This window comes from Pseudomonas sp. BYT-1 (assembly GCF_023611805.1).
GTDB lineage: Bacteria > Pseudomonadota > Gammaproteobacteria > Pseudomonadales > Pseudomonadaceae > Aquipseudomonas > Aquipseudomonas guariconensis.
Map to the genome: position 1 here is coordinate 2,601,895 of NZ_CP072559.1, position 20,321 is coordinate 2,622,215.

Consider the following 20,321-nt stretch of genomic DNA (forward strand, 5'->3'; position numbering starts at 1 on the left):
CCAAGAACGGGCTGAAGAATCATCGAGAGGTCGCCATGGGCGCACTATTGAACCTGGTCGAACGCAACCTGCACGAGGTGCGGGTGGATGCCGACCGCATGCTCTTTCATATCCCCAGCAGTTCGCTGTTCGCCGCCGACGCGGTGACCGGCGACATCATCGACACCCTGCGCCAACAGGGCTGCTCGGCCGAGGAGCTGGTACAACGCCTGGGCCAGCGCTTCGCCGGCCAGGACGTCGAAGACACGCTGCGCGAGCTGATCGCCTTGGAGCTGGTCAGCGACGGCTCGCCACTGACGCCGGAGATCGCCCTGCGCAAGGTCGAGCGCACGGCGCTCAACACTGTGGTGCTCAACGTCAATACCGGCTGCAACCTCAGCTGCACCTACTGCTACAAGGAAGACCTGGACAAACCCTCGGCCGGCAAGAAGATGAGCGCCGCCACCGCCGAGGCCTCGGTGGAGATGCTGCTCAAGGAATCGCCCGACGAGCAGCGCTACAGCGTGGTGTTCTTCGGCGGCGAGCCGCTGTCCAACCGGCCGCTGATCGAGCACATGGTCGCCTACTGCGAGCGGCGTTTCGCCGAGGCGGGCAAGCAGGTCGAGTTCATCATGACCACCAACGCCACGCTGCTGACCGAAGAGATCGTCGACTGGCTCAACGCCCATCGTTTTGGCCTCTCGGTGAGCATCGACGGACCCAAGACCGTGCACGACCGCAACCGCATCACCGTGGGCGGGCAGGGCACCTATGACGTGGTGCGGCGCAAGGTCGACATGCTGCTGTCGCGCTACCACAGCCGGCCGGTGGGTGCGCGGGTGACCCTGACCCGTGGCATCACCGATGTGGAGACCATCTGGAACCACCTGTTCAACGAGCTGGGGTTCGCCGAAGTCGGTTTCGCCCCGGTCACCTCAGGCGACATGGCCAGCTTCAACCTGACCGGCGAGGAGCTGGTGCAAGTCTTCGCCAACATGAAAGCCCTTGGGCAGCGCTACCTGGAGGCGGCACTGGAGCATCGCAACATCGGTTTTTCCAACCTGCATCAGCTGATCACCGATATCCACGAGGGCCACAAGAAGGCCCTGCCGTGCGGTGCCGGGCTGAAAATGCTGGCCGTGGACCACGAAGGCGAGCTCAACCTCTGCCATCGCTTCACCGGCTCCAGCCTGCCCACCTTCGGCAATGTGCACCAAGGCGTGAAGCACGCGCAGCTCAATGATTTTCTGTCCCAGCGCCTGGACCGCAGCGGCACCGGTTGCGACAGCTGCCGTATCCGCAACCTGTGCTCCGGTGGCTGCTACCACGAAAGCTACGCGCGCTATGGCGACCCCACCCACCCGACCTATCACTACTGCGAACTGATGCGCGACTGGGTGGACTTCGGCATCGAGGTCTACAGCCGCATCATGGCCGCCAATCCGGCCTTCATCGATCGCTACATCACTCCGCGGAAGGCGCACTGACATGAAGCACTTGAAGCCCCTGAACAACAAGGCCCGCATCCTTGAGCAGGCCGCCGCCGAAGACCGTGTGGAAGAGGTCGTGGCCATGAGCGCGGTGGCAGGCTGCACCGCCACCACCGACCCGGGCTGGGAAGTGGACGCCTTTGGCGGCGTCAGCTCCCTCTGCCAGCCGATGGAGGCGGACCTGTATGGCTGCTCCGACCCGTGCTGGTGGCCTGCCCAGGTGCCGGACATGATGAGCACCTACCAGGACTGGAACGCCCAGGCCACCAACTCGATGGAAGACTGGCGCAACCTGGGCACCGTATTCCCGAAAGACAAGTGACCGGCCAGACAAGAACAACAAGGGGAAACCGCATGAAACCTGGATTCTGCGCACAGCTCGCGCTCACCGCCGCCGTCTGTGCCGGCGCCTGGACGGCCCAGGCGGCCGACACCGGGCCCGCCCTCAAGGCCGGCCACGAGTACCTGATCGCCACCAACTACCCGAACAACCTGCACGTGGTGGACGTGGCCAGCGACACGCTCTACAAGACCTGCCGCATGCCCGACGCCTTCGGACCCGGCACGGCGATGATGGCGCCGGACAAGCGCACCGCCTACGTGCTGAACAACCATTTCGGCGACATCTACGGCATCGACCTGGACACCTGTGGCACCACCTTCCATGCCAACCTGTCCAATGTACCGGGGGAAGTGGGGCGTTCGATGTTCTCCTTCGCCATCAGCCCCGACGGCAAGGAAGTGTATGCCACGGTCAACCCGACCCAGCGCTTGAACGATCACTACGTGGTCAAGCCGCCGCGCCTCGAGGTGTTCCGCACTGCCGATGGGCTCAATGCCAAGCCGGTTCGCCACTTCCCCATGCCGCGCCAGGTCTACCTGATGCGCGCCGGGGACGATGGCAGCCTGTACGTGGCCGGGGCGGACATCTACAAGATGGACGTGAACACCGGCAAGTACGAAGTGGCCTTGCCCCTGCGCAACTGGAACCGCCCAGGCTATAGCGCGCCGGACGTGCTGTACTTCTGGCCGCACCAGACTGGCCGTCACGAATTCTCGATGCTCTACACCGTGGCCAAGTTCAAGGACGCCAAGCAGGACCCGAACGAGGCCGCGCTGCTGTATGGCTACCTGAGCGTGGACCTGAAAACCGGCAAGACCCACACCCAGGAGTTCGCCGACCTCACCGAGCTGTACTTCACCGGCCTGCGCTCGCCCAAGGACCCCAACCAGATGTACGGCGTGCTCAATCGCCTGGCCCGCTATGACATCAAGGAGCGCAAGCTGATCCAGGCTGCGAATTTGGACCACACTTACTATTGCGTAGCGTTCGACCGTGCTGGCAGCAAGCTGTACCTGGCCGGGACCTTCAACGACATCGCGGTGTTCGACCCGCAGACGATGAAGAAGGTGAAGAACATCAAGCTGCCCGGCGGAGACATGGCGATCACCACCACCCAGGTGTTCGTCCGCTAGGTCGGTGTGGGCTTCTTCGCGGGTTTACCCGCGAGGAGGCCGATCGGTAAACGCCAGAACAACAAGAGAACCCCCATGCCTGAGCCAAGCTACTCCCAGGGCAGCCCGGACAAGGCCTTGCTCACTCACTGTATCGGCGATGCCTTCGACGCCACCGTCGCGCGCTTCCCTGATCGCGACGCCCTGATCGTCCGTCACCAAGGGCTGCGCTACACCTGGCGCGAGCTGGCCGAGGCCGTCGACCGCCATGCTCGTGCATTGATGGCCCTGGGTGTACAGGCCGGCGATCGTCTGGGCATCTGGGCACCGAACTGCGCCCAGTGGTGCATCACCCAGTTCGCCAGCGCCAAAGTCGGGGCCATCCTGGTCAACATCAATCCGGCGTATCGCAGCAGCGAACTGGACTATGCGCTGGGGCAGGCTGGTTGCCGCTGGGTGATCTGCGCAGGTGCCTTCAAGACCTCCGACTACCACGCCATGCTGCTGAGCCTGGTGCCGGGGCTGCAGGGCAGCCGCCCAGGTGAGCTGCACTGCGAACGGTTGCCTGAGTTGCGCGGGGTCATCAGCCTGGCCAAGGAACCCCCGGCGGGCTTTCTCGCCTGGGATGATTTGCAGGCACGTGCCGATGAGGTCAGCGCACAGGCGTTGGCCGAGCGCCAGGCGCAGTTGCAGCCAAACGATCCGATCAACATCCAGTACACCTCGGGCACCACCGGTTTTCCCAAAGGGGCGACCCTGAGCCACCAGAACATTCTCAACAACGGCTACATGGTCGGCGAAAGCCTGGGCCTGACCGAGCACGACCGCCTGGTGGTGCCGGTGCCGCTGTATCACTGTTTCGGCATGGTCATGGCCAACCTGGGCTGCCTCACCCACGGTAGCACCCTGATCTACCCCAACGACGCCTTCGACCCGCTGGCCACCCTGCGCGCGGTGGCCGAGGAACATGCCACCGCGCTCTATGGGGTGCCGACGATGTTCATCGCCGAGCTCGATCATCCTCAGCGCGGTGAATTCGACCTCTCCAGCCTGCGCACCGGCATCATGGCGGGCGCCACCTGCCCGATCGAGGTGATGCGCCGGGTGATCGACGAGATGCACATGGCCGAGGTGCAGATCGCCTATGGCATGACCGAGACCAGCCCGGTGTCGCTGCAGACCGGCCCGGACGATGAGCTGGAACTGCGCGTGACCACGGTGGGCCGTACCCAGCCTCGGCTGGAAAACAAGATCATCGACGCCGAAGGTGCCACCGTGCCCCGAGGGCAGATCGGCGAGCTGTGCACCCGCGGCTACAGCGTGATGCTCGGTTACTGGAACAACCCCAAGGCCACCGCCGAGAGCATCGACGCCGAGGGCTGGATGCACACCGGTGACCTGGCGGTAATGGACGAGCATGGGTATGTGCGCATCGTCGGGCGCAGCAAGGACATGATCATTCGTGGCGGCGAAAACATTTATCCGCGTGAGTTGGAGGAGTTCTTCTTCACCCATCCGGCGGTGGCCGATGTGCAGGTGATCGGTATTCCGTGCAGCAAGTATGGCGAGGAGATCGTGGCCTGGATTCGCTTGCATCCTGGGCATGTCGCCAGCGAAGAGGAACTGCGCGAGTGGGCCAAGGCCCGCATCGCGCACTTCAAGGTGCCGCGTTACTTCCGCTTCGTGGAGGAGTTTCCGATGACGGTGACGGGGAAGGTGCAGAAGTTTCGGATGCGGGAGATCAGTATCGAGGCGTTGAAAGGGTAGGTTTGGGTTTTTTTGGTTGTGTCCATTTTTTTGTGGTGGCACGGCTGACGCTTTCCGCCTTTACTGCGGGTTACTTTGGTCTTGGCCAAAGTAACCAAAGCCGTTGGCTCCCCCATACGGCCCCTGCGCTGCGCTCCGGGGTTCCCTGCGCTCCGGTGCCTTGCGGGGCTTTGCGGCCTCCGGCTTGCTGCGCAAGCCTCCATCTCGCGACTTCGGCTGCGCCGAAGGGCGCTGCGCGCCAACCCCTCCAGACACCTCCACTTGGCCTTCTGAGGTCGCGATTGGTGGTGTCTGGGCTGGCGTGTAGTAAGTATCCGTGCGGTTGGTGGTGGTGTCTGGGATGACGTGTAGCAAATATCCGTGCGGTCGGGGATGGCGCCTGGGGGTACTGGCCAAGCCTGCTATGGGCCGCGCAGCGGCCTTGGTCACTGTTCGAGCCACTGGGGGCTGTTGAAGTTGCTCAGCCGACTATCTGTCTCGGTACATTCCAGCCCTTGCACGGACGTGCGCAACAGGGCCTTCTGCAAGCTCCGTTCGCCAGTGCTCCAGGCCTGTTCCAGCAGCGGCAATACCTTGCGTGGCAACACACTGAACATCGGCTGCCAGAACCCACCTTGGCGCACCATGGCCGGGCTGTCGTGCTCGACTGCCAGGCGCAGCAGGTCGGTGACCAACGCTTGATCCAGGCGTGGGGCATCGCACGCCAGCACCACCACCCAGTCATGCCGTGCTGCCGCGAGCCCGGCGATTACGCCGGCCAGCGGGCCGGGGAAGTCCGCCTCGGCGTCGGACACCAACTGATCGGCATAGGCCCGGTATGCCTCGTGGTTGCGGTTGCACGAGATCACCACATCGTCACTCAGCGGCCGTACCACCCGCTGCACATGGGCCACCAGCGGCTCGCCGTGCCAGGGCACCAGGCCTTTGTCGCGGCCGCCCATGCGCTGGCCGCGGCCGCCGGCAAGAATGAGAACGGAACAAGGGGGCAGGGGAGCAGACATGAAAAAGGGTTCCAGGCAGTCATTGCCCGGAACCCTCCCATGTCACGCAGGTGTTGTCCAGTCAGGCTTCGTGGGGCTGCGCCTGGCTGTCCTTGGCCTGGCGTCGCCCGGCCAGGCGCATCACCACCACGAAGAACACCGGCACGAACACCACCGCCAGGGTGGCGCTGAGCATGCCGCCGATCACGCCGGTGCCGATGGCTTGTTGGCTCGCTGAACTTGCGCCTGTGGCGATGGCCAGGGGCACCACGCCGAGGATGAACGCCAGCGAGGTCATCACGATTGGCCGCAAGCGCAGACGCGCGGCCTGCACCGCGGCGCTGACCGGGTCTTGCCCCTGGTCCACCAGGCTTTTGGCGAACTCGATGATCAGGATGGCGTTCTTCGCCGACAGGCCGATCAGGGTGATCAGGCCGACCTTGAAGAACACATCGTTGGGCATGCCGCGCAAGGTCACCGCCAGCACGGCGCCGAGCACGCCCAGCGGGACCACCAGCAACACTGCGGTGGGGATCGACCAGCTCTCGTACAGCGCCGCCAGGCACAGGAACACCACCAGCAGCGACAACGCCATCAGCAGCGGCGCCTGGCTGCCGGACAACCGCTCCTGCAGCGATAGGCCCGTCCATTCAAGGCCTGCGCCGGCCGGCAACTGGTCGACCAGGCGCTGGATTTCGGTCATGGCCTCGCCGGAGCTGTAGCCAGCGGAAGGCTCTCCGGAGATGGACACCGCCGGGTAGCCGTTGTAGCGGGTCAACTGCACCGGGCCACTGACCCACTTGGCCTGCACGAACGCCCCCAGAGGCACCATCTTGCCGCTGCTGTTGCGCACGTGAATCTTGAGCAGATCTTCCACCTGACTGCGTTGATCGCCTTCGGCCTGCACCACCACCCGCTGCATGCGGCCCTGGTTGGGGAAGTCGTTGACGTAGTTCGAGCCCACGGCCGTGTCGAGCACCGCGCCGATGTCGGCGAACGACACGCCCAACGCGTTGGCCTGGCGTCGGTCGATCTCCAGCTGGACCTGCGGGCTCTCGGCCAGCGAGGCTTCGCGCACGTTGGTCAGCACTTTGCTCTTGCGGGCCTCGTCCAGCAATTGGTCTCGGGCTGCCATCAATGCCTCGTGGCCCATGCCGCCGCGGTCCTGCAAGCGGAACTCGAAGCCGGTGGACTCACCCAGCCCGTCGATGGGTGGTGGCAGCACGGAATACGCCACCGCGTCCTTGAGCTGGGCAAAGGCCTCGGTTGCGCGGTCGGCGATCGATTGGGCGCTGTCCTTGGCACCGCGCTCGGACCAGTCCTTGAGCGTGGTGAATGCCAGTGCGGCGTTCTGCCCGCTGCCCGAGAAGCTGAAGCCCAGGATCAGCGTGGTGTTGCCCACGCCAGGCTCGCCGGCGTTGTGCGCCTCGATCTGCGCGGCCACCTGCTCGGTGCGCATGCGACTGGCACCCGGCGGCAACTGGATGTCGGTGATGGTGTAGCCCTGGTCCTCGGTTGGCAGGAAGGCGCTCGGCAGTTGGCTGAAGCCATAGCCGAGCACCGCCAGCAGTACGCCGTAGACCAACAGGTAGCGGCCGCTGCGCTTGAGGGCATGCACCACCCAGTGTTGATAGCCTTCGCTCATGCGTTCGAAGCGACGGTTGAACCAGCCGAAGAAGCCCTTGCGCTCGTGGTGCTCGCCTTTGGCCAAGGGCTTGAGCAGGGTCGCGCACAGGGCCGGAGTCAGGCTCAGGGCCAGGAACGCCGAGAACAGGATCGATACCGCCATCGACACCGAGAACTGCTGGTAGATCACCCCCACCGAGCCCTTCATGAAGGCCATCGGCAGGAACACCGCCACCAGCACCAGGGTGATGCCGACGATGGCGCCGCTGATCTGGCCCATGGCCTTGCGCGTGGCCTGCTTGGGCGAGAGGCCTTCCTCGGCCATGATCCGTTCGACGTTCTCCACCACCACGATGGCATCGTCCACCAGAATGCCGATGGCCAGGACCATGCCGAACAACGTCAGCACGTTCACCGAAAAGCCCAGTGCGAGCATCGTGGCGAAGGTTCCCATCAGCGCCACGGGCACCACCAAGGTCGGAATCAGCGTGTAGCGGATGTTCTGCAGGAACAGGAACATCACCAGGAACACCAGCAGCATGGCCTCGAACAGGGTGCTGATCACTTGCTGGATCGACACCTTGACGAAGGGTGAGGTGTCGTAGGGGATGTCATAGCGCACGCCCTCGGGGAAGTAACGTGCCAGCTCTTCCATCTTGGCCCGCACCAGGGTCGCGGTCTCCATGGCGTTGGCGCCCGGTGAGAGCTGGACGCTGAAGGCGGTGGACGGTTTGCCGTTGAGGCGTGTGCCGTACTGGTATTCCTGGGCGCCGATCTCCACCCGGGCGACATCGCCGATGGTCACCGTGGAGCCGTCGGGGTTGGCGCGCAGGACGATGGCGGCAAATTCCTCGGGTGTGCCCAACTGGCCCTTGACCACCACGTTGGCGGTGATTTCCTGAGTGCCGCGCCCCGGCAGATCGCCGATGCTGCCGGGGGCGACCTGGGCGTTCTGCGCGGCAATGGCGTCGGCCACGTCATTGGGCGTGAGGTTGAAACCGATCAGCTTCTGCGGGTCGATCCAGATCCGCATGGCTCGCTCCGAGCCATACAGCTGGGCCTTGCCCACGCCCTTGAGGCGGCGGATCTCGTTCATCACGTTGCGCGCGAGGATATCGGAGAGGGCGGTCTCATCGAGGCTGCCGTCCTCGGAAGTGAGGGTGGCCAGCAGCAAAAAGCCCGTGGAGACCTTCTCCACTTGCAGGCCCTGCTGCGTCACCGGGCGTGGCAGGCGTGACTCGACCACCTTAAGGCGGTTCTGCACGTCCACCTGGGCCAGGTCCGGGTGGGTGCCCGGCTCGAAGGTGGCAGTGATGGTGGCGCTACCCAGGCTGCTCTGGGACTCGAAGTACAACAGGTTGTCGGCGCCGTTGAGCTCCTGCTCGATCAGGCTGACCACGCTTTCGTCCATGGTCGCCGCCGAGGCGCCCGGGTAGACCGCGTAGATCTCCACCTGTGGCGGCGCCACGTTGGGGTATTGGGCCACCGGCAACTGGGGCAGGGCCAGGGCGCCGGCAAGCAGGATGAACAGCGCGACCACCCAGGCGAACACCGGGCGGTCGATGAAGAACTGCGGCATGAATCAGGCCCTCACTGGCCAGTGTGCTGAACGATGGGCAGGGCATCTGGGGCAGTGTCGACCTGGACCTGGTCGCCTGCCTTGACGTGTTGCAGGCCTTCGATCACCACGCGCTCGCCTGCGGCCAGCCCCTGGGTGACGATCCAGCGATCGCCCTGGGCGTTGCCCAGTACCACCTGGCGTTCGCTGATGCGCGCCTGCTCATCGACCACCAGCACCTTGGGCACACCGGCGCTGTCGCGCAGGATCGCGCGCTGCGGCACGCTGATGCCCTTCGGTTGCACGGCCTGGTCCAGGCGCACGCGCACATAGCTACCCGGCAGCAGGTCGAGGTCCGGGTTGGGGAACTCGCTGCGCAGGGTGATCTGGTTGGTGCTCGGGTCGACGCTGATGTCTGAGAACAGCAGCTTGCCCGGCAGCGGATAGGCCGTGCCGTCGTCCTGGATCAAGGTCGCCCTGGCCTGGCCTTCGCCGACCTGCTGCAACTCGCCGGCGCGCATGGCCCGGCGAAGGGTGTTGAGCTCGCGGGTCGACTGGGTGACGTCGGCGTGGATCGGGTCCAACTGCTGGATGGTCGCCAGCGGTGTGGTTTCGTTCTGGCCCACCAATGCGCCCTCGGTGACCAGGGCCCTGCCGATGCGTCCGGAAATCGGCGCGGTGACTGTGGCGTAGCCTAGGTTCAGGCGGGCACGTTCCAGGGCTGCCTTGGCCTCGGCCACGACAGCGCCGGCCTGGAGGAAGGCGGCGCGGGCATTGTCGTACTCCTGGCGGCTGACTGCCTTGTCGTCCACCAGCTCGCGGTAACGCTGCTCTTGCAGGCGCGCCTGGTACAGGTTGGCCTCGGCTTTGGCCAGGGTGGCGCGGGCGGCGTCGTGGTCGGCCTTGAACGGCGCAGGATCGATCAAGAACAGGACATCGCCCTGTTTGACGTCGCTGCCTTCGCGGTACACGCGCTTGAGCACCACGCCGCTGACCCGTGCGCGGACCTCGGCGGTGCGCGGCGCGAGGATGCGACCGCTGAGCTCAGTGCTGATGGCCAGGGGCTGAACCTGCACGGTTTCGACCCGGACCTGGGGCGGGGGTGTCTGTGCGTCCTGCTCGGCGGCGTCGTCGCAGCCGGCCAACGACAGGGTCAGCAGCGCCAGAAGCGCCAGGGGGCGCAGACGAAAAGGGAAAGAAATTGACATGCGGATCTTCCGAAAATGACCGAGCCTATGCTAAGGCAGCCGCTCCTGCGTTGGCTGTGAAGCTATGTAGGGCGAATGTGAAAAAGTGTAAGAATTCTCATTGACGGCCATGGGATTCTATATCCTGCAGCGCGTCAATCCTCTTCATTCACCCGTTCTTCTCACCGCCTATGCCGAATATTCTCCTGGTCGAAGACGACAGTGCCTTGTCCGAACTGATCGCCAGCTACTTGCAACGAAACGATTTTCACGTCCGGGTGATTGCCCGAGGCGACCACGTGCTGGAAGAGTTCCGCCGGCAAAAGCCCGATCTGGTGGTGCTTGACCTGATGTTGCCGGGTCTGGATGGCCTGCAGGTATGCCGCTTGCTGCGTCAGGAGTCGCAATCCCTGCCGATCCTCATGCTCACTGCCCGCGACGACAGCCACGACCAGGTGTTGGGGCTGGAGATGGGCGCCGACGATTACGTCACCAAGCCGTGTGAGCCACGCGTGCTGCTGGCACGGGTACGCACTTTGCTGCGTCGCAGCATGGTCAACGAACCTCGCCTGGACAGTGACCTGATCCAGGTCGGGGGCTTGCGCATCGACCTGGCCGAGCGTGTCGTCACCTGGCGCGGCGACGAGGTGGAGCTGTCCAGCAGCGAGTACAACCTGTTGGTGGTGCTGGCCCGCAATGCCGGCGAGGTGCTCAGCCGCGACCGCATTCTCCAGCAATTGCGCGGCATCGAGTTCAACGGCACCGACCGCTCGGTGGACGTGGCCATCTCCAAGCTGCGGCGCAAGTTCGATGACCACGCCGGTGAGGCGCGCAAGATCAAGACTGTGTGGGGCAAGGGTTATCTGTTCAGCCGGGTCGAGTGGGAGTACTGACACGCCATGCTGAAGATTCTGGTGCGCCTGTATCTGGTGATCATCGCCGCCTACGCCGGCGCCCTGCTGTTCATCCCCGACACCATCGTCGGCCTGTTCCATGACCGCTTCATGGCCTACAACCTGGAGCAGGCCAAGGGCGTGCAATCGCTGCTGGTGCGCCAGTTCCAGCAAACCCCGCGCGAGCAGTGGCCGCAGGTGGAGCGGCAATTGGCGCAGAGCTTCGCGCCACTGGAAATCAAATTGCTGCGCATGGACCAGGCCGAACTGACGGCGCCGGAGCGCGCGCGCCTGACGCAAGGCCAGAACGTGGTGCGTATCGCCGACTGGGGCTACTACGACACCGCCCTGGCGCCGTTGGACCAGGACTGGCTGGTGAGCCTGTACACCCCACCGGACCCGTTGGACATCAACCTGTTGTCCTGGGGAGTCACGGTGCTGATCGGCGCCGCCATGCTCGGTTGCCTGCTGCTGTGGGTGTGGCCGCACTGGCGTGATCTGGAACGCCTGAAGGAAACCGCCCGGCGTCTGGGCCAGGGGCAGATGGCCGAAAGGACACATATTTCACCGCGCTCGAACATCGGCGAGCTGGCCGGGGTATTCGACACCATGGCCAGCGACCTGGAGCGGCATGTCAATCAGCAGCGCGAGCTGCTCAATGCGGTGTCCCACGAGTTGCGCACACCGCTGACTCGGCTGGATTTCGGCCTGGTGCTGTTGTTCGATGAGGTGCCACCACCATGCCGCAAGCGCCTGCTGGAACTGGTCGGGCACGTGCGTGAACTCGATGAGCTGGTGCTGGAGCTGCTGTCCTACAGCCGCCTGCAGAATGCCGACCAGGCCCGCGAGCGGGTCGAGGTGTCATTGCTGGAGCTGGTCGACAGCGTGCTCGGCGGGTTCGCCGAAGAGCTCGACGGGCGGGGCATTCAGTGGGAAGTGCGGGCCGAGACCCGGTTGCCGCGTTTCGTGCTCGACCCCCGTCTGACCGCGCGCGCCGTGCAGAACCTGGTGCGCAATGCCATGCGCTATTGCGACGAGAGCCTGCTGCTGCGCCTGCGCGCGGAAGAAGACGGCGCGTGCCTGGTGACCGTGGAAGACGACGGCATCGGCATTCCTCCCGAGGAACGCGAGCGGATCTTCCAGCCGTTCTACCGGCTGGACCGTAGCCGGGACCGCAGTACCGGTGGCTTCGGGCTGGGGCTTGCCATCAGCCGGCGGGCCATCGAGGGGCAGGGCGGGACACTGACCGTGGCCCAGTCGGCGCTTGGTGGCGCGCAGTTCAGGATTCGTCTGCCGGCAGGTTAGAGAACGGCCAGGTTGTTCCGACACCAAGGTGCGTTCTTGGCGGGTAAATCGGAGTGCGCAACCCAGCCACTAGGCACCTTTTGCCAGTTGCGCCGACCAGCAGACGAACCGGTCCTTGCCACTGTGCTTGGCTTCGTACAGCGCCTGGTCGGCCCGCACCAGCGCCATGCTCAGGGTGTCACCCTGCTCGACGCGGGTCAGGCCGATGCTGATGGTCACCGGGTGCGCGTTCAGGTCTTCGCGCACCCGCTGACACAGCGCTCCCACTTGCCGCTCGGCACCTTGCTGATCCAGCCCTTGGAAATAGATGGCGAACTCTTCGCCGCCCAGGCGTGCATAGGCATAGCTGGCCATGCTCGCCTTGATGTGCGCGGCCACACGCTTGAGCACCTCATCACCGATGTCATGGCCGAAGCGGTCGTTGACCCGCTTGAAATTATCGATGTCGATCATCGCCAGGTACTGCCCGGATGGGGCCTGTTGCAACTGCTGTTCGGCCTTGAGCATGAACGACCGGCGGTTTGGGATTTCAGTCAGGGCATCGATGTAGGCCTGCTCCATCAGGACCTTGGATAGGTAGAAGTTGTGCAGCTTGGCTTGGCGCATCCGCAAATAGGCGTAGATCACCAGCCCGCAAAGAAACACCGCATAGCTCGTCAACATCGCACCTTCGAGTTCGAGAAACTCGATACGCGTGTGCTGGAAAGGATTGAGCACCAGCCAAGTGATGGCCATGGCACAGAAGAACGACCAACGCTGTACCGGCAGCACCGAAACGCTGTAGAGCACCGTCGACACCCCCAACACCAGCCACACGGGGCGCAGGGCAATGGGAATGCCGTCTATCACCAGGCGCATGCCCAGGGTGATGGTCGCGATGAACATCAGGTTGAGCACGTCGAAATGCTGGCTTTTGCGGATAAACCCAAGCACGACCGTGATGGCGCACAGTGCAGCGAGAAACACCATCGATCGCCAGGTGAATTCCTGATCGCCCAGGTAGCTGACGATCAGGTCGAAGATCAGCCAAATGACGATGCTGACGCTGAATATCAGCAGGCAGAACCGGCGCATGGCCTCGAATTCGTGCTGGCGGAATTCGGCGCGCAGCGCAGCGGGGGCCACCTGCTTGCGCAACTGGTCTTCGATGGTCTTGAACATGCTGGACGGGAACTCCTTGAAGTTCTCTGGTGTTTGATTGGCGCTGTGCTGCAGCGGATGTCTCCGCCCTCAGAGAGTCAAGCCCAGACTGCTCAACTGGTCCAGCCAAGTGCTGGCGTCCCGTCGGGCGAACGTCTGCTACCGCTACCGCGGCGTCGACTGCCGCTCGCCAAGCGCTAGATTGACGCGCATAAAGGCCTGGCGGGGAATTTACCTGAAAGAGGAGGTGTTGACTTCCTACGGGGTGGCGGGCTAATTTCCCAACCCATGAACCCATACCTGCAGCGTCGCGCCATTATTATTACCGCCATTATCGGATTGGCGGGCTAGCGCGTACGTGCACCGAACCCGCCCTGGAGGCGGGTTTTTTCTTTCCGACTCCTGGGCCCTCGAAAACACCAGGAGTCATCGATGACCAACCTCAGCGTCAGCCCTCGTAACACCGCCTCGCCCGCGCAGCTGCTTTCAGAGCAGGTGCGCCGCATTCTCAGCGCCCCGGTGTACGACCTGGCCATCGAGACACCCCTGCAACTGGCACCTGCGCTGTCGGCCACCCTGGGCAACCAGGTGCTGCTCAAGCGCGAAGACCTGCAACCGACGTTCTCTTTCAAGATTCGCGGCGCCTATACCCGTTTGTCGCGCCTGACCCCGGCCCAGCGCGAGCGCGGCGTGATCACGGCGTCGGCGGGCAACCATGCCCAAGGCGTGGCGCTGGCCGCCTCGCGGCTGGGCATGCGGGCGACCATCGTCATGCCGACCACCACCCCGGAACTCAAGGTGCAAGGAGTGCGCTCGCGTGGGGGGCACGTGGTACTGCATGGCGAAAGCTTCCCCCATGCCCTGGCCCATGCCCTGCAACTGGCCGACAGCGACGGCGCGACCTTCGTGCCGCCGTTCGACGACCCGGACGTGATCGCCGGCCAAGGCACCGTGGCGATGGAAATCCTGCGTCAGCAACCCGGCGCCCTGGACGCGATCTTTGTGCCGGTGGGGGGCGGTGGCTTGGTGGCGGGCATTGCAGCGTACGTCAAGTACCTGCGCCCGCAGGTCAAGGTGATCGGGGTGGAGCCAGAGGATTCCAATTGCCTGCAGGCTGCCCTGGCGGCGGGCGAGCGGGTGATCCTGCCCCAGGTCGGTACGTTCGCCGACGGCGTGGCAGTGGCGCAGGTCGGTGCCCATTGCTTCGAGTTGTGCCGCCATTTTGTCGATGAGGTGGTGACGGTCAGCAGCGACGAGTTGTGCGCGGCCATCAAGGACATCTACGACGACACCCGCTCGATCACCGAGCCCTCCGGTGCCCTGGCGGTGGCCGGGATCAAGAAGTACGTGGCCCGCGAAGGCGTCCAAGGCCAGACCCTGGTGGCGATCGATTCCTGCGCCAACGTCAATTTCGACCGCCTGCGTCACGTGGCCGAGCGCGCCGAACTGGGTGAGCAGCGCGAGGCGATCATCGCCGTTACCATCCCCGAGCGCCCCGGCAGCTTCCGGGCGTTCTGCCAGGCGCTGGGCAAGCGCCAGATCACCGAATTCAACTACCGCTATTTTCCTGGGAAGGAGGCGCGGCTGTTCGTGGGCGTGCAAACCCACCCCCAGCACGACCCGCGCGAGCGCCTGCTGGCCAGCCTGCGCGAACAGGGCTACAACGTGCTGGACCTGACCGACAACGAACTGGCCAAGCTGCACGTGCGCCATACGGTGGGCGGCCATGCTGCGCCAGGGGCGGATGAGCGGGTGCTGCGCTTTGAGTTCCCCGAGCGCCCCGGGGCATTGCTGGGCTTTCTCGAGCGCTTGGGCAAGCGCTGGAACATCAGCCTGTTCCACTACCGCAACCACGGTGCGGCTGAGGCGCGGGTGTTCGCTGCGCTGGAGGTCCCGGGCGATGAGCTGCCAGGCCTGCCCCAGGCCCTGGATGACATGGGCTATCGCTATTGGGATGAAACCGACAACCCGGCGTATCGGTTGTTCCTGGGCTAGGGCAGCGCTCGAGCGCGGATACATTTCGTGCAGAACCTAGCGCGCAGGGACCGCTTTGCGGCCCTTCAGCGTGTCAGCCACGCTGCGTTTGTAGGCGTGGCCTTGCGCTGGATCAACACCCCTCACTGCAATCAGGCAGATCCTCGAAGACAAACAGACTTTTCGCGAGGGTTCGGCCATGAGCAGCACGTTCTTCATTCCCGCCGTCAACATCATGGGTATCGACTGCCTGGAGGAGGCGATGGCCGCCATCGCAGGTTTCGGCCTGCGCAAGGCACTGATCGTCACAGACCCTGGGTTGGTCAAGGCCGGGGTCGCCGAGCGTATCGCCGGCATGCTGGCCATGCGCGACATCGATTCGGTGGTGTTCGATGGCGCCAAGCCCAATCCGAGCATCGCCAACGTCGAGGCGGGGCTGGCCTTGCTGCGTCAGGCGCGGTGCGACTGTGTGGTTTCCCTGGGCGGTGGTTCGCCCCACGACTGCGCCAAGGGCATCGCCCTATGCGCCACCAATGGCGGTCACATCAGTGATTACGAGGGCGTCGACCGTTCCAGCAAGCCGCAGTTGCCGCTGATCGCGATCAATACCACCGCCGGCACCGCCAGCGAGATGACGCGGTTCTGCATCATCACCGACGAGGCGCGGCACGTGAAAATGGCCATCGTCGACCGCAACGTGACGCCGATCCTGTCGGTCAACGACCCGGCGTTGATGGTCGGCATGCCGCAGAGCCTCACCGCCGCGACCGGCATGGATGCCCTGACCCATGCCATCGAGGCCTATGTGTCTACGGCGGCAACGCCGATTACCGACGCCTGTGCACTCAAGGCCATTACCCTCATCAGCGACAACCTGCGTCAGGCCGTGGCCGATGGTGGCGACCTGAAGGCGCGGGAGAACATGGCCTACGCCCAGTTCCTCGCCGGCATGGCGTTCAACAACGCTTCGCTTGGGTATGTGCATGCCATGGCGCACCAGTTGGGTGGTTTCTATGACCTCCCTCACGGCGTGTGCAATGCGGTGTTGCTGCCCCATGTGCAGCGCTTCAACGCCCAGGTCAGCGCCGCACGGCTGCGTGACGTGGCCAAGGCCATGGGCGTGAAGGTCTGTGCGCTGGATGCCGAGCAGGGCGCTGGCGCGGCGATTTCGGCCATCGAGCATCTGGCGGCGGCGATCGGGATCCCGGCGGGGCTGGCGGAGTTGGGGGCGAAGGTCGAGGATGTGCCGCTGCTGGCGGCCAATGCCCTGAAGGATGCCTGCGGGCTGACCAACCCACGCCCTGCGAGCCAGGCGCAGATCGAGGCGATCTTCAAGGCGGCGTTCTAGGCCAAGTCTTGGGGCGTCTGTACTGACGCTTTGGCGGGTAAACCCGCCCCCACTGGCACCGCGCTGTGCTTCAGGGCAACAGCGAACCTGTGGGAGCGGGTTTACCCGCGAAGAGGGCAGCGCTGGCTTCAGCGCTCGCGCATGAAGAAGCCGACGACGAACTTGCGGAAGGTCTCAAGGCTCTTGAAGTCGGCGTAGCGCTTGAAGTTCTCGGTGTCTGGCTCAGGTCCGATCGGTTGTTCGAGCAGTGACACCGACAGCACCCGGTCCTGATCCGAGGTCAGCACCAGCTCATCCATCACCTGGCCGCCGATCACCGGCCTGCGCATCAACACCTTGACCCCCTTGCTCGCCATCCAGTCGATCAACGACACCAAGGCTTTGAGCGGCTCGCGCTCTTCGTCGCGGTACACCGGGAACAGGTGCCCACGTGACAGCACCGGGACGCTCGCCACGTGGATCAGCTCGTAGAAATGGCTGCCGGCGGTGGTCGGTGAATAGAGCATCAGTGCCAGCAACGGCCCGCGCGTCTTGCCGCCGTCCCAATACAGGTGGTGGCCCTGGAAGTCAAAGCCGTCCTCGGTGCGGGCGTTGAAGACCTTGCGTCCCTTGATCTGGTCGACACAGTCGAGCAACAACCCATGACGGCGATGATTACCGAAGGCCTTGGCTTCGCGCAGACGGGACTTGAGCATCACCATGTGCTTCATGTCCAGGCGAGTTTCCAAGTAGTTGCTCGCCGGTACACGCTCGACCAGCGGGTATCGGGCAGCCACGCCGCGCAGGTCGGCGAACTGAGCGGTGAGGTCTTTCTTCACATGCGTGGCATAGACGTTGAGCCCGCTGGCTTCCATCCAGGTCAGCAGCACCGAGAGCAAACGCTGCTGTTCGCGACGTTCCGTAGCGGTTCCGGCGCTGGCTGGGCCACCTTCGCTGGCAGCGTGGAAGTCGCCCAGCAGACGCAGTGGAGTATCGGGCGCCAGCCACGCGGCAGGTTGTGCGGCCTGCTCAGTGCGCTCACTGGCTTCGCGCTCGACCTTCGTGAACGGGCAGCCCGGAGCGTGCTCGGGGGTGTCAGGGTTGTTGCGCAGGAACAAGGTGCCGGTACTGCCGTTGAGGGTGATGTTGAGCACCGGCAGGGCATCGCGCCGGCAATCGCAGGCCAACCACTGGTTGGCGCTGCGCACTTTCATCAGCCACTGGTTGGCTTGCAGCAGGCGCGGGCCGGCGAGGGCGCCAGTGGCAAAGCCGACCAACAGTTCCTCTTCGGCCGGGGTCAGGCTGCGCACTTGCGCGGCGGTTTTGTCGATGATTCGCATGAAGCAGCTCCAAGCTACGAGCGACAAGCTTCAAGCAAACGCGCCGCGCATTCAACCGTGCTCAGTTGCCGCCGAACATCTTCGCGGCGCGGGCGCGGATTTCGTCGGGGGTGAGGTCTTCTTTGTGGGTGGAGACGAACCAGATGTTGCCGAACGGGTCTTTCAGACTGCCGCTGCGGTCACCGTAGAACTGGTCCGTCACCGCGTGCAGCTGTGTCGCGCCAGCAGCGAGGGCCTGGGCGAAGACCTTGTCCGAATCCTCCACATACAGATGCAGGCCGACACCGGCGCCGGCGAGCTTCTGGCTGGCGGTCAGGCCGCCTTCCATATCGCAGGGATCGCCAAGCATCAGCGAGGAGTCGCCGATCTTCAGCTCGGCATGGCCGACGCGTCCGCCGGGGGCGTCCAGGCGGAACATTTCGACCGCGCCAAAGGCTTTTTTGTAGAACTCGATGGCCTTGGCGGCGTCGTTGATGGCCAGGTATGGGGTAATACTGTGCTGGCCTTCGGGAATGGGTTTGACTGCCATGTTCGATTCTCCTTCGCGTGAGGGCGCCGGTTGGCGCCCTGTTGCTTAGAGTCGTTTGCGCACAGAGAAAATCGACAGGTCGGTTAGATCGATTTTCTATAAGCGCCGGCGTCAGAAGATGTAATCGGTGGTCAGGAAACTCGACTGACGGTTGCGGATGATCTCGCTGATCAGCTCCTTGTTGGCTTGCTGGAACTTGGTCGCCACCAGTGTTCGGATCGAGAACACGCGCAGTGCGTCATGCACCGACAGGGTGCCTTCGGCGCTGTTCTTGCGGCCGTTGAACGGGTAGGTGTCTGGCCCGCGTTGGCATTGGGCGTTGAGGTTGATACGCCCGACCTGGTTGGCGAAGGTGTCCACCAGCATGCCGATGGTCTGCGGGTCGTTGCCGAACAGACTCAGCTGCTGGCCGTAGTCGGAGTCGAGCACGTAGTCGATCACCGTTTGCAGGTCGCGGTAGGGCACCACGGGCACCAGGGGGCCGAACTGTTCTTCATGGTAGACGCGCATGTCGGCGCTGACAGGGTAGAGCAAGGCTGGGTAGAAGAACGAGCCGCGGCTGAGCCCACCCCCTTCGTTGAGTACCCGCGCACCCTTGGCGGTGGCATCGGCCACTAGACCGTCCAGGTAGTCAATCTTGCCCGGCTCAGGCAGCGGCGTGAGGGCCACGCCTGGCTCCCACGGCATGCCGGGCTTGAGCGCAGCGAGCTTGCGCTGGAACTTGTCCAGGAACGGCTCGACCACGTCTTCATGGACGAACAGGATCTTCAGGGCCGTGCAGCGCTGGCCGTTGAACGACAGGGCGCCGGTCACGGCCTCTTCGACGGCGTTGTCCAAGTCCACCTGGGGCAGGACGATGCCGGGGTTCTTGGCGTCAAGGCCCAGGGCTGCGCGCAGCCGATGCGGGCGCGGGTGTAGCTTCTTGAGGTCGCTGGCGGCTTTGTGGGTGCCGATGAAGGCGAACACGTCGATCTTGCCGCTGGCCATCAGGGCGCTGACCGTCTCGCGGCCACGGCCATAGATCACGTTGATCACCCCCGGCGGGAAGCTGTCGCGAAATGCCTCCAGCAGTGGGCGGATCAGCAGCACGCCGAATTTGGCCGGCTTGAACACGACGGTATTGCCCATGATCAACGCCGGAATCAGCGTGGTGAAGGTCTCGTTGAGCGGGTAGTTGTAGGGGCCCATGCACAGCGCGACGCCCAGCGGTGCGCGGCGGATCTGGCCGAGGGTGCCTTGCTCGAGCTCGAAGCGGCTGGAGCGCCGGTCCAGGTCTTTGAGGGCGTTGATGGTGTCGACGATGTAGTCACAGGTGCGGTCGAATTCCTTTTCCGAATCCTTGAGGTTCTTGCCGATCTCCCACATCAGCAGCTTGACCACCGCCGTGCGCTGCTCGCGCATGCGCGCCAGGAAGGCTTCGACATGCTGGATACGCTCGGCCACGCGCAGGGTCGGCCAGGTGCCTCGCCCTTTATCGTAGGCCTGTACGGCGGCGTCCAGAGCGGTGAGGGCGGTGTCGGCATCGAGCAGCGGCGCACTGCCCAGGATCACCTGGCGTTCCTCGTCGCCCTCCTTTAGCCAGACCGGGCTGCGCACCGTGGCCAATGGGCCGTCCCAGCGGCGCAGTTGGCCGCCGACCAGGTAGTCGCGTTGCTCCAGCGGGGCGCCCAGGCGCCAGGCTTCGGGAATGTCGTCGGCAGCAGGAAACAGCGAATCGAGCAAAGGATCCATGGGTACGGCACCTCACGTTGTTTTTGGCTTGGTGAAACGC

15 protein-coding genes are annotated in these 20,321 nt (G+C 64.4%); 8 read left to right on the forward strand and 7 right to left on the reverse strand.

Annotation, left to right across the window (positions count from 1 at the left end):
- Nucleotides 1–35 precede the first annotated feature (35 nt).
- From peaB to J5X93_RS11940, 4 genes are all read left to right on the forward strand, one after another.
- Nucleotides 36–1,466 (forward strand): quinohemoprotein amine dehydrogenase maturation protein, encoded by a 1,431-nt coding sequence (gene peaB / locus J5X93_RS11925; protein ID WP_182940860.1) that lies wholly within the window; start codon nucleotides 36–38, stop codon nucleotides 1,464–1,466.
- A gap of 1 nt (nucleotide 1,467) precedes the next feature.
- Nucleotides 1,468–1,791 carry a quinohemoprotein amine dehydrogenase subunit gamma gene (gene qhpC / locus J5X93_RS11930; protein ID WP_043214471.1) on the forward strand — a complete coding sequence of 108 codons (324 nt, stop codon included), beginning with the start codon at nucleotides 1,468–1,470 and terminating at the stop codon, nucleotides 1,789–1,791.
- Nucleotides 1,792–1,823: 32 nt separating this feature from the next.
- The gene (peaD, locus tag J5X93_RS11935) at nucleotides 1,824–2,945 is read left to right on the forward strand and encodes a quinohemoprotein amine dehydrogenase subunit beta (RefSeq protein ID WP_090342651.1); all 1,122 of its coding nucleotides are present in this window, start codon (nucleotides 1,824–1,826) and stop codon (nucleotides 2,943–2,945) included.
- Nucleotides 2,946–3,020: 75 nt separating this feature from the next.
- Complete coding sequence (locus tag J5X93_RS11940; protein WP_043214477.1) at nucleotides 3,021–4,691, forward strand: fatty acid CoA ligase family protein; 1,671 nt, start codon at nucleotides 3,021–3,023, stop codon at nucleotides 4,689–4,691.
- 425 nt (nucleotides 4,692–5,116) lie between these two features.
- On the opposite strand, the gene mobA is transcribed toward J5X93_RS11940, so the two are convergent.
- The 3 genes from mobA to J5X93_RS11955 all read right to left on the reverse strand — a co-directional run bounded on the left by mobA (nucleotide 5,117) and on the right by J5X93_RS11955 (nucleotide 10,063).
- Nucleotides 5,117–5,692, reverse strand: coding sequence for a molybdenum cofactor guanylyltransferase MobA (mobA, locus tag J5X93_RS11945; protein WP_043215940.1), 576 nt, complete (start codon nucleotides 5,690–5,692; stop codon nucleotides 5,117–5,119).
- A 61-nt stretch (nucleotides 5,693–5,753) separates the two neighbouring features.
- A complete protein-coding gene (locus tag J5X93_RS11950; RefSeq protein ID WP_148921552.1) occupies nucleotides 5,754–8,876 on the reverse strand; it encodes a multidrug efflux RND transporter permease subunit in 3,123 nt (1,040 codons plus the stop codon).
- Nucleotides 8,877–8,887: 11 nt separating this feature from the next.
- On the reverse strand, nucleotides 8,888–10,063 hold the full coding sequence (locus J5X93_RS11955; RefSeq protein ID WP_090342658.1) for an efflux RND transporter periplasmic adaptor subunit: 1,176 nt from the start codon (nucleotides 10,061–10,063) through the stop codon (nucleotides 8,888–8,890).
- 170 nt (nucleotides 10,064–10,233) lie between these two features.
- Here J5X93_RS11955 and J5X93_RS11960 point away from each other — a divergent pair, with 170 nt between their 5' ends.
- The gene (locus J5X93_RS11960) at nucleotides 10,234–10,935 is read left to right on the forward strand and encodes a response regulator (protein WP_250034850.1); all 702 of its coding nucleotides are present in this window, start codon (nucleotides 10,234–10,236) and stop codon (nucleotides 10,933–10,935) included.
- Between the two features lie 6 nt (nucleotides 10,936–10,941).
- Nucleotides 10,942–12,240 (forward strand): ATP-binding protein, encoded by a 1,299-nt coding sequence (locus tag J5X93_RS11965; protein WP_043213362.1) that lies wholly within the window; start codon nucleotides 10,942–10,944, stop codon nucleotides 12,238–12,240.
- A 69-nt stretch (nucleotides 12,241–12,309) separates the two neighbouring features.
- On the opposite strand, the gene J5X93_RS11970 is transcribed toward J5X93_RS11965, so the two are convergent.
- Nucleotides 12,310–13,401, reverse strand: coding sequence for a GGDEF domain-containing protein (locus J5X93_RS11970; protein WP_043213361.1), 1,092 nt, complete (start codon nucleotides 13,399–13,401; stop codon nucleotides 12,310–12,312).
- A 411-nt stretch (nucleotides 13,402–13,812) separates the two neighbouring features.
- Here J5X93_RS11970 and ilvA point away from each other — a divergent pair, with 411 nt between their 5' ends.
- Nucleotides 13,813–15,375 carry a threonine ammonia-lyase, biosynthetic gene (gene ilvA / locus J5X93_RS11975; RefSeq protein ID WP_284454595.1) on the forward strand — a complete coding sequence of 521 codons (1,563 nt, stop codon included), beginning with the start codon at nucleotides 13,813–13,815 and terminating at the stop codon, nucleotides 15,373–15,375.
- 178 nt (nucleotides 15,376–15,553) lie between these two features.
- The gene (gene yiaY / locus J5X93_RS11980; protein WP_070573835.1) at nucleotides 15,554–16,702 is read left to right on the forward strand and encodes an L-threonine dehydrogenase; all 1,149 of its coding nucleotides are present in this window, start codon (nucleotides 15,554–15,556) and stop codon (nucleotides 16,700–16,702) included.
- A gap of 128 nt (nucleotides 16,703–16,830) precedes the next feature.
- Here yiaY and J5X93_RS11985 read toward each other — a convergent pair whose 3' ends face one another.
- From J5X93_RS11985 to J5X93_RS11995, 3 genes are all read right to left on the reverse strand, one after another.
- Nucleotides 16,831–18,021: a DUF8534 domain-containing protein gene (locus J5X93_RS11985; RefSeq protein WP_250034853.1), complete on the reverse strand. Its 1,191-nt coding sequence runs from the start codon at nucleotides 18,019–18,021 to the stop codon at nucleotides 16,831–16,833.
- Between the two features lie 61 nt (nucleotides 18,022–18,082).
- Nucleotides 18,083–18,550: a VOC family protein gene (locus J5X93_RS11990; protein ID WP_043213352.1), complete on the reverse strand. Its 468-nt coding sequence runs from the start codon at nucleotides 18,548–18,550 to the stop codon at nucleotides 18,083–18,085.
- A gap of 111 nt (nucleotides 18,551–18,661) precedes the next feature.
- On the reverse strand, nucleotides 18,662–20,281 hold the full coding sequence (locus tag J5X93_RS11995) for an NADP-dependent glyceraldehyde-3-phosphate dehydrogenase (RefSeq protein WP_043213350.1): 1,620 nt from the start codon (nucleotides 20,279–20,281) through the stop codon (nucleotides 18,662–18,664).
- Between the last annotated feature and the right edge of the window lie 40 nt (nucleotides 20,282–20,321).

Excerpts from the sequence above, each read along its gene's own strand:
- peaB (WP_182940860.1), top strand. The coding sequence starts at position 36 with ATGGGCGCACTATTGAACCTGGTCGAACGCAACCTGCACGAGGTGCGG.
- qhpC (WP_043214471.1), top strand. The coding sequence starts at position 1,468 with ATGAAGCACTTGAAGCCCCTGAACAACAAGGCCCGCATCCTTGAGCAG.
- peaD (WP_090342651.1), top strand. The coding sequence starts at position 1,824 with ATGAAACCTGGATTCTGCGCACAGCTCGCGCTCACCGCCGCCGTCTGT.
- J5X93_RS11940 (WP_043214477.1), top strand. The coding sequence starts at position 3,021 with ATGCCTGAGCCAAGCTACTCCCAGGGCAGCCCGGACAAGGCCTTGCTC.
- mobA (WP_043215940.1), bottom strand. The coding sequence starts at position 5,692 with ATGTCTGCTCCCCTGCCCCCTTGTTCCGTTCTCATTCTTGCCGGCGGC.
- J5X93_RS11950 (WP_148921552.1), bottom strand. The coding sequence starts at position 8,876 with ATGCCGCAGTTCTTCATCGACCGCCCGGTGTTCGCCTGGGTGGTCGCG.
- J5X93_RS11955 (WP_090342658.1), bottom strand. The coding sequence starts at position 10,063 with ATGTCAATTTCTTTCCCTTTTCGTCTGCGCCCCCTGGCGCTTCTGGCG.
- J5X93_RS11960 (WP_250034850.1), top strand. The coding sequence starts at position 10,234 with ATGCCGAATATTCTCCTGGTCGAAGACGACAGTGCCTTGTCCGAACTG.
- J5X93_RS11965 (WP_043213362.1), top strand. The coding sequence starts at position 10,942 with ATGCTGAAGATTCTGGTGCGCCTGTATCTGGTGATCATCGCCGCCTAC.
- J5X93_RS11970 (WP_043213361.1), bottom strand. The coding sequence starts at position 13,401 with ATGTTCAAGACCATCGAAGACCAGTTGCGCAAGCAGGTGGCCCCCGCT.
- ilvA (WP_284454595.1), top strand. The coding sequence starts at position 13,813 with ATGACCAACCTCAGCGTCAGCCCTCGTAACACCGCCTCGCCCGCGCAG.
- yiaY (WP_070573835.1), top strand. The coding sequence starts at position 15,554 with ATGAGCAGCACGTTCTTCATTCCCGCCGTCAACATCATGGGTATCGAC.
- J5X93_RS11985 (WP_250034853.1), bottom strand. The coding sequence starts at position 18,021 with ATGCGAATCATCGACAAAACCGCCGCGCAAGTGCGCAGCCTGACCCCG.
- J5X93_RS11990 (WP_043213352.1), bottom strand. The coding sequence starts at position 18,550 with ATGGCAGTCAAACCCATTCCCGAAGGCCAGCACAGTATTACCCCATAC.
- J5X93_RS11995 (WP_043213350.1), bottom strand. The coding sequence starts at position 20,281 with ATGGATCCTTTGCTCGATTCGCTGTTTCCTGCTGCCGACGACATTCCC.